At 64.4% G+C, this 6608-nt stretch carries 7 protein-coding genes; 5 read left to right on the forward strand and 2 right to left on the reverse strand.

The window, feature by feature from the left end; all coding sequences use genetic code 11:
- The first annotated feature begins 21 nt into the window (after window positions 1-21).
- A complete protein-coding gene (locus OZ411_RS05690) occupies window positions 22-852 on the forward strand; it encodes an invasion associated locus B family protein (RefSeq protein WP_282527149.1) in 831 nt (276 codons plus the stop codon).
- 115 nt (window positions 853-967) lie between these two features.
- On the opposite strand, the gene hspQ is transcribed toward OZ411_RS05690, so the two are convergent.
- The gene (gene hspQ, locus OZ411_RS05695) at window positions 968-1300 is read right to left on the reverse strand and encodes a heat shock protein HspQ (protein ID WP_130583679.1); all 333 of its coding nucleotides are present in this window, start codon (window positions 1298-1300) and stop codon (window positions 968-970) included.
- A 118-nt stretch (window positions 1301-1418) separates the two neighbouring features.
- On the opposite strand from hspQ, the gene OZ411_RS05700 reads away from it, so the two are divergent.
- The gene (locus tag OZ411_RS05700) at window positions 1419-2372 is read left to right on the forward strand and encodes an AEC family transporter (protein ID WP_282527150.1); all 954 of its coding nucleotides are present in this window, start codon (window positions 1419-1421) and stop codon (window positions 2370-2372) included.
- A 7-nt stretch (window positions 2373-2379) separates the two neighbouring features.
- Here OZ411_RS05700 and OZ411_RS05705 read toward each other — a convergent pair whose 3' ends face one another.
- Window positions 2380-3570, reverse strand: coding sequence for a UbiH/UbiF family hydroxylase (locus OZ411_RS05705; protein WP_282527151.1), 1191 nt, complete (start codon window positions 3568-3570; stop codon window positions 2380-2382).
- 134 nt (window positions 3571-3704) lie between these two features.
- Here OZ411_RS05705 and pcsA point away from each other — a divergent pair, with 134 nt between their 5' ends.
- The 3 genes from pcsA (at window position 3705) to OZ411_RS05720 (ending at window position 6224) form a co-directional block, all read left to right on the forward strand.
- Window positions 3705-4445, forward strand: a complete 741-nt coding sequence (gene pcsA / locus OZ411_RS05710) for a phosphatidylcholine synthase (RefSeq protein WP_282527152.1) — start codon at window positions 3705-3707, stop codon at window positions 4443-4445.
- Window positions 4442-5167, forward strand: a complete 726-nt coding sequence (locus OZ411_RS05715) for a TerC family protein (protein WP_130583677.1) — start codon at window positions 4442-4444, stop codon at window positions 5165-5167. Before pcsA ends, OZ411_RS05715 begins: the two co-directional genes overlap by 4 nt.
- 82 nt (window positions 5168-5249) lie before the next feature.
- Window positions 5250-6224: a quinone oxidoreductase gene (locus tag OZ411_RS05720; protein ID WP_130583678.1), complete on the forward strand. Its 975-nt coding sequence runs from the start codon at window positions 5250-5252 to the stop codon at window positions 6222-6224.
- Window positions 6225-6608 lie beyond the last annotated feature (384 nt).

Here is a 6608-nt window from a genome sequence, read left to right on the forward strand (position 1 = left end):
GTTGAGAAAGGGTTTTCCGCAATGAATTTCCGTATCTTGGCCGCGTCGGCCCAGCCGCGTGGGCGAATTTTCGCCGCCTTGGCAGCGACGGCCGTGTCCGCTGCCGTGCTTGTTCCCGAGGCCGGAGCTCAGCAGCCGGCGGCTCCCGCCGCGCCAGCGGCACCGAAGGCCGCTCCCAAGGCGGCGCCGAAGGCTGCCCCCAAGGCGCCCGCGCCGGCGGCCCAAGCTCAGCCGCCTGCCCAGGGCGCTCCAGCCGCGCAAGCCCAGCCGCAGCAGCCGCCGCCCCAGGATCAGCAGGTCCAGCTCATCTACGCGCCTTGGACCAAGTTCTGCCTCAAGGGCCAGGATGCCAACGCCAAGCAGGTCTGCTTCACGGGCAAGGACGGCCGTATCGAGTCCGGCCAGCCGGTGATCGCCGCCGTGATCATCGAGCCCGAGGGTGAGCCGAAGAAGATCCTGCGCGTGACGCTGCCGCTCGGCATGCAGCTCGTGCACGGCACCCGCATCATCGTCGACAACAACCCGCCGCAGCAGTCGCCCTATGTGATCTGCTTCGCCAATGGCTGCATGTCGGACTATGAGGCGACCCCCGAGCTGCTCAACAGCATGAAGAAGGGCCAGAACCTGGTGGTTCAGGCGATCAACGCCAACGGCGCGCCGCTGACGCTGCCGCTGCCGCTCGTCAACGAATTCGCCAAAGCCTATGACGGCCCGCCGACCGACCCGAAGGTGTTCGAGGAAAACCAGAAGAAGCTGCAGGAAGAGCTGCAGAAGCGCGCGGAAGAGGCCCGCAAGAAGCTTGAGGCCAATCCGCCGGCAACGGGTGTCTCCAGCCCGCCACCCGCGAAGTAACGGCGGGAAGCTTCCCGATACATCAAAGGCGCTCCGGCAGGAGCGCCTTTTTTGCTACGGGAGCGATCCGATCCGCGCCGCCACGATGCAGTGCAGCATCCGTGTCGCGTGCGAGCTAATTCAGCGAGGGATTGCGCGGACGGTAGCCGCCGGACTTGTCCTGGATAAATATCTCGGCCACCTGAGAGTGCCGGACCGGTTCGCCGGAATTGTCGGGCAGCAAGTTCTGCTCGGAGACGTAGGCGACGTATTCGGTCTCGGCGTTTTCGGCGAGCAGATGATAGAAGGGCTGATCCTTGTCCGGCCGCACCTCTTCCGGGATCGACAACCACCACTCCTCGGTGTTGTTGAATTCCGGATCGATGTCGAAGATCACCCCCCGGAAGGAAAACACCCGGTGGCGGACGATCTGCCCTATCTGGAACTTAGCGGTACGCGCTTTTATCATAGCTCGTCGATAGACCATGATGGCGGCGGATGCTAGGGGCAAGCGCGCGAATTAACCTTTCGCCTCCTGCCGGATTTTCCGGCATTTCCCTTGGAAAATCCCCAAAAAGACGCCATCCGTGGTCGATATCCTTAACCTTGCGCTGCCTTACTTCGGGCTGATCTTCATCGGTTTCGCCTGCGGTAAGGCCAAGGGCCTGCCCGAGTCCGGGCTCGCCTGGATGAATTTTTTCCTGCTCTACGTCTCTCTGCCGGCGCTTCTGTTTGGCATCATGTCAAAGACGTCGTTCTCGGAACTCAACAATCCGCCGTTCCTGGTGGCGACCACGCTCGGAACGATGATCGCCTTCTTCCTGGCGATGCTGGTCGCCAAGCTCCTTGGGCGGCTGTCGCTGCGCGAGGCGACGCTCGCGGGGCTCTCCGGCGCCTATGGAAATATCGGCTACATGGGTCCTGGTCTGGCGCTCGCGGTGCTGGGGCCGAAGGCTGCGGCGCCGACCGCGCTGATCTTCTGCTGCGACAGCATCTTCCTGTTCTCGATCGTGCCGCTCCTGGTGGAGTTGACGGACCGCGACCATCCCTCGCTGTTGCACGCGCTCGGCGTGGTGGCGCGCCAGATCGTGCTGAACCCGCTGATCATGGCGGTGTGCTTCGGCGCACTTGCCGCGGCCCTGCACCTGCGTTTTCCGGTTGCGCTGGATAATACGCTATTGTTCCTGCAGAACGCGGCGGCGCCGGTGGCGCTGTTCGTGCTCGGCGTCACCGTCGCGCTGCGCCCGCTCGATCGGATTCCGTGGGACGTGCCGGGCGTGATTGCCGTCAAGCTTCTGGTCCATCCACTGCTTGCGTTCGGACTGATGCTGGCGTTCGGCCCCTTCGCGCAGCCTTGGGCCGCGACCGCGGTGCTGATGGCCTCATTACCGCCGGCGCTGAACGTGTTCGTGATCGCGCGGCAGAACGACACCTGGGTCAAGCCGGCCTCGGTCGCCGTGCTGGTCGGGACATTTGCCTCCGTCGTCACGCTAACCAGCGTGATGTTTGTGTTGCAAACTGGACGGCTGAGTTTCCCGTGAGGTGCTCTCAGCTCGCGCGCCGCCATGACGGCGCGAGCCCCTCGCGCATGGCGAGCCGCCGGAGCGGGCCGATCGATCCGATCAGGTGCAGGCCCGCAGCGCGGATTGACTGCATGGGGAGGAAGTCGCTGAGCAGCGAACGGTTGGCGAGATCGATGACAAAGGTCCGGCTCATGACGTCGCCGCGCCGCGCCGACTGGTAACGCGCCAATACCTGCGGCGAGCCGGGGTCTTCGCCATGCGAGAGCCCTTCGCCGGCAAGCCTGGCGATATCGGTGGCATCCCGCAGCCCGAGGTTGAGGCCCTGCGCGCCGATCGGCGGCACCACATGAGCGGACTCGCCGACCAGCGCGATCCGGTTCCTGGCAAACTGCCTGGGCTGTTCGATCGCCAGAGGAAACAGATTGCGCCCCGGCTCGACCTCGACGCGGCCGAAAATCGAATGCGACTGCTTCTCGGCGGCGTCAGACAGTTCCGCATCGGAGAGCGCCATCAGCCGCTCCGCTTCCGACGCGGAGGAAACCCAGACCACGCTGCAGCGGTTGCCGGGCAGGGGCACGAACACGACGGGGCCGTGCGGCGTGTGGAATTCGGTCGAGATGTTCTTGTGCGGGCGCGAGTGGGCGATGTTGAAGGTCAGGGCCGACTGCTTCAGGTCGCGGCGGCTGATTTCGATGCCCGCGGCCTCGCGAGACTGCGACTGCCGGCCATCGGCGCCGATCACCAGCCGCGCCGCCAGCGGCTCGCCGCGGCCGGTCCGGATCGTGACGATGGCTTCTTCCGGATTGATGATCTCGGCTTCATCGTCGACCCGCGTCAGACCAGGCAGTTCCGCCGCACGTTGTTCCAGCGCCGCGATCAACGAGCGGTTGTCGACATTGAAGCCGAACTGCTCAAGATCGATCTCCTCGGACGAGAACCTCACTTCCGGGGCGCGGATCAGCCGCCCGGTGTCATCGACCAGCCGCATCACCTTCAGCGCCGCGGCCTTCGCGGCCAGACGCCGCCAGACATCCAGCCGCTCGAGCAGGTCGATCGAGGCGCCGAGCAGCGCCGTGGTGCGGTTGTCGGCATAGGGCGCGCGGCGGGCGAGCAGGGCGGTCTTCGCCCCGGCATCCGCAAGCGCGATGGCGGCGGTCAGCCCAGCAGGGCCACCGCCGATGACCACTGCGTCATAGACATGCGGTGCATCACTCATATCGGGACATTTGACGGGATTGGCGGCATTTTCAAGCCATCAAATTCGATAAAATCTTTCCACCGGTTTGCGCGGCGGAACGCCGCAAGCGCGGATATGCAAACACAGGCGATTCCTGATAGCACTGCCCGGCGATGGAAATCGACCAGACCAGCCAGCCAGCTACGTTTCGGGCATCGCTGCGGATGCGGATGGCGGCATTCTCCGTGCACATCTTCACGGCGATGGGGGCGGGCGTCGCGCTGCTCGCGCTGATGGAGGCCGTGCGCGAGCACTGGGCCGATATGTTCGGCTGGCTCGGGGTGGCCCTGGTCATCGATGCGATCGACGGTCCGATTGCGCGCAAGCTCGACGTGGTTCGGCTGCAGCCGAACTGGTCCGGCGAGGTGCTCGACCTCGTCGTCGATTTCGTCACCTATGTCTTCGTTCCCGCCTATGCGATCACTGCCAGTCATTTGCTGCTGCCGCTGGCGGCGCCGATCCTCGGCATCGGCATCGTGATATCGAGCGCGCTGTATTTCGCGGACCGCAGGATGAAGTCCGCCGACAATCATTTCCGCGGCTTTCCGGGGCTTTGGAATGCAGCGGCCTTCTATCTGTTCCTGCTGCATCCGCCGCCGGCATGGTCGAGCCTTGCCGTGGCGGTCCTGATCGCGCTCACCTTCGCGCCGATTCACGTGCTGCATCCCCTGCGCGTGACGCGGCTGCGCTGGCTGACACTGTGGGTGATGTCGGCCGGAGCGGTGCTGGCGCTCTACACGCTCGCCCGCGACTTTGACGTCGGCACGCCGATCATCGTGGCACTCTGCGTGATCGCCGCCTATGTCGCCGGCAGCGACGCCGTCATCCGGTTGATGAGGTCACTCAGAACATGATCGAACTGTTGGCCAGCCCGGAAGCGTGGGCGGCGCTACTTACGTTGACGGCGCTGGAGATCGTGCTCGGCATCGACAACGTGATCTTCCTGTCGGTGCTGGTCTCCCGCATCCCGCCGCACCAGGCAAAGCGCGCGCGGCAGATCGGCTTGTTCCTGGCGCTCGTGTTCCGCATCCTGCTGCTCAGCCTGCTGGTGTGGCTGATCGGGTTGACGGAGCCGGTGATCACGGTGAGGGGGCTCGCGCTGTCCTGGCGCGACATCATCCTGATCGGCGGCGGGCTGTTCCTGATCGCAAAGGCGACCCACGAAATTCATGGCGAAGTGGAAGCGCCGGAAGGTGAGGAAGAAGCGGCGTCGGGCGGCAGCGCGTTCTTCTGGGTGATCGTCCAGATCATCATCATCGACATGGTGTTCTCGCTGGACTCGATCATCACCGCGATCGGCATGGCGCAGGATTTGGAGGTTATGGTCGCGGCCGTCGTGATCGCCTGCATCGTCATGTACGTCTCGTCGGGGCCGGTGGCGCGTTTTGTCGCAGAGCATCCCACCACCAAGATGCTGGCGCTGGCGTTCCTGGTGCTGATCGGCGTGGCGCTGGTCGCCGACGGCTTCAGCTTCCACATCCCGCGCGGCTACATCTATTTTGCGATGGCGTTCGCCGCCGCTGTGGAGATGTTCAACGTGTTGGCGAGGCGCAACCGGAAGAAGGCGGTCAAGTAGCCGATCCGGCCCCGCGAGTTGACAACAAGGCGCTGATGGCATTCGGTTCGGTGGCTACGAGATAAGTTGAGGAGAGCCCGACATGACCAAGGCCGTGCGCGTGCACAAGGTGGGAGGCCCGGAAGTCCTCACTTACGAGGACGTCGAGGTGCCGGCGCCGGCCGCGGGCGAGGTGCGGATTCGCCAGCACGCGATCGGGCTCAACTTCATCGACACCTATTTTCGCACCGGCCTCTACAAGGCGCCTGGTCTTCCCTTCATCGCCGGCAACGAGGCGGCAGGCGAAGTGGTCGCGGTCGGTCCCGGCGTGACGAATTTCCATCTGGGCGACCGCGTCGCCTATTATTTCAACCTCGGCGGCTATGCCACCGAGCGCGTCATCCCCGCCGACAAGGTGGTGAAGCTGCCCGACCATATCACCTATGAGCAGGGCGCCGTGCTGATGCTGAAGGGGCTGACGGTCTGGTATCTGCTGCACAAGACCTTCAAGGTGGAGCCGCACCACCGCGTGCTGATCCACGCGGCCGCCGGCGGAATCGGATTGCTCGCCTGCCAATGGGCGCGTGCGATGGGTGCCCACGTCATCGGCACCGTCGGCTCGAAGGAGAAGGCCGATCTCGCGCTCGCCAACGGCTGCGATCACGTCATCCTCTACAATGAGGAGGATTTTGTCGCGCGGGTGAAGCAGATCAGTCGCGGGGAGCTTTGCGACGTCGTCTATGACGGCGTCGGCAAGACCACCTTCCCGGGCTCACTGTCGTGCCTGAAGCCGCGCGGCCTGTTCGTGAGCTTCGGCAACGCGTCCGGTCCCGTGCCGCCATTCGCGCTCGCCGAGCTCAACAACCACGGCTCGCTGTTTGCGACCCGGCCGAAGCTCAACGACTACGTCGCCACCCGGAACGAATTGCTCGAAGGCGCTGACACGCTGTTTGCCGCCGTGATCAACGGCAAGCTGCACGTGCCGATCAATCACGCCTACGCGCTGAAGGATGCCGCGCGTGCGCATATCGATCTGGAGAGCCGGGCCACCACGGGGGCGTCGATCCTGAGGCCGTAGTTCTCTTGCGTCATTGCTTCGCTGCGCTCGCAATGACGGGTGGAGCGTCTCTGATTCAAATGTCAAACAGCGTCTCCGCTGTCATCGTCCGGCTTGACCTGACGATCCAGTATTCCAGAGGCGGCTGAGCTTGAGCCGAAAGGCCGCCGGGTAGTGGATGCCCCGCCTTCGCGGGGCATGACGGTGGAGTGAGGGTGAGCGCTTACGTTCTCGCGACGCTTTGCGTCCGAGCTTTGCTTCATTTTCCACCCTCTCAATCAGCAGAGGGCGCAGGGAAAGCCGGGTGCTGGTTGCACCCGTGGGCCCCGTGCAGCAAAAAGCACGGGGGTAGGACCACAGGTTCAACCGAAGCATTCCGGCTTTCCCTGCGCGATGGTTTACGGC

It is taken from the genome of Bradyrhizobium sp. Arg237L (assembly GCF_029990105.1).
Classification (GTDB): domain Bacteria; phylum Pseudomonadota; class Alphaproteobacteria; order Rhizobiales; family Xanthobacteraceae; genus Bradyrhizobium.

Coding starts and splice junctions, on each gene's coding strand:
- OZ411_RS05690 (WP_282527149.1), top strand. CDS start 22: ATGAATTTCCGTATCTTGGCCGCGTCGGCCCAGCCGCGTGGGCGAATT.
- hspQ (WP_130583679.1), bottom strand. CDS start 1,300: ATGATAAAAGCGCGTACCGCTAAGTTCCAGATAGGGCAGATCGTCCGC.
- OZ411_RS05705 (WP_282527151.1), bottom strand. CDS start 3,570: ATGAGTGATGCACCGCATGTCTATGACGCAGTGGTCATCGGCGGTGGC.
- pcsA (WP_282527152.1), top strand. CDS start 3,705: ATGGAAATCGACCAGACCAGCCAGCCAGCTACGTTTCGGGCATCGCTG.
- OZ411_RS05715 (WP_130583677.1), top strand. CDS start 4,442: ATGATCGAACTGTTGGCCAGCCCGGAAGCGTGGGCGGCGCTACTTACG.
- OZ411_RS05720 (WP_130583678.1), top strand. CDS start 5,250: ATGACCAAGGCCGTGCGCGTGCACAAGGTGGGAGGCCCGGAAGTCCTC.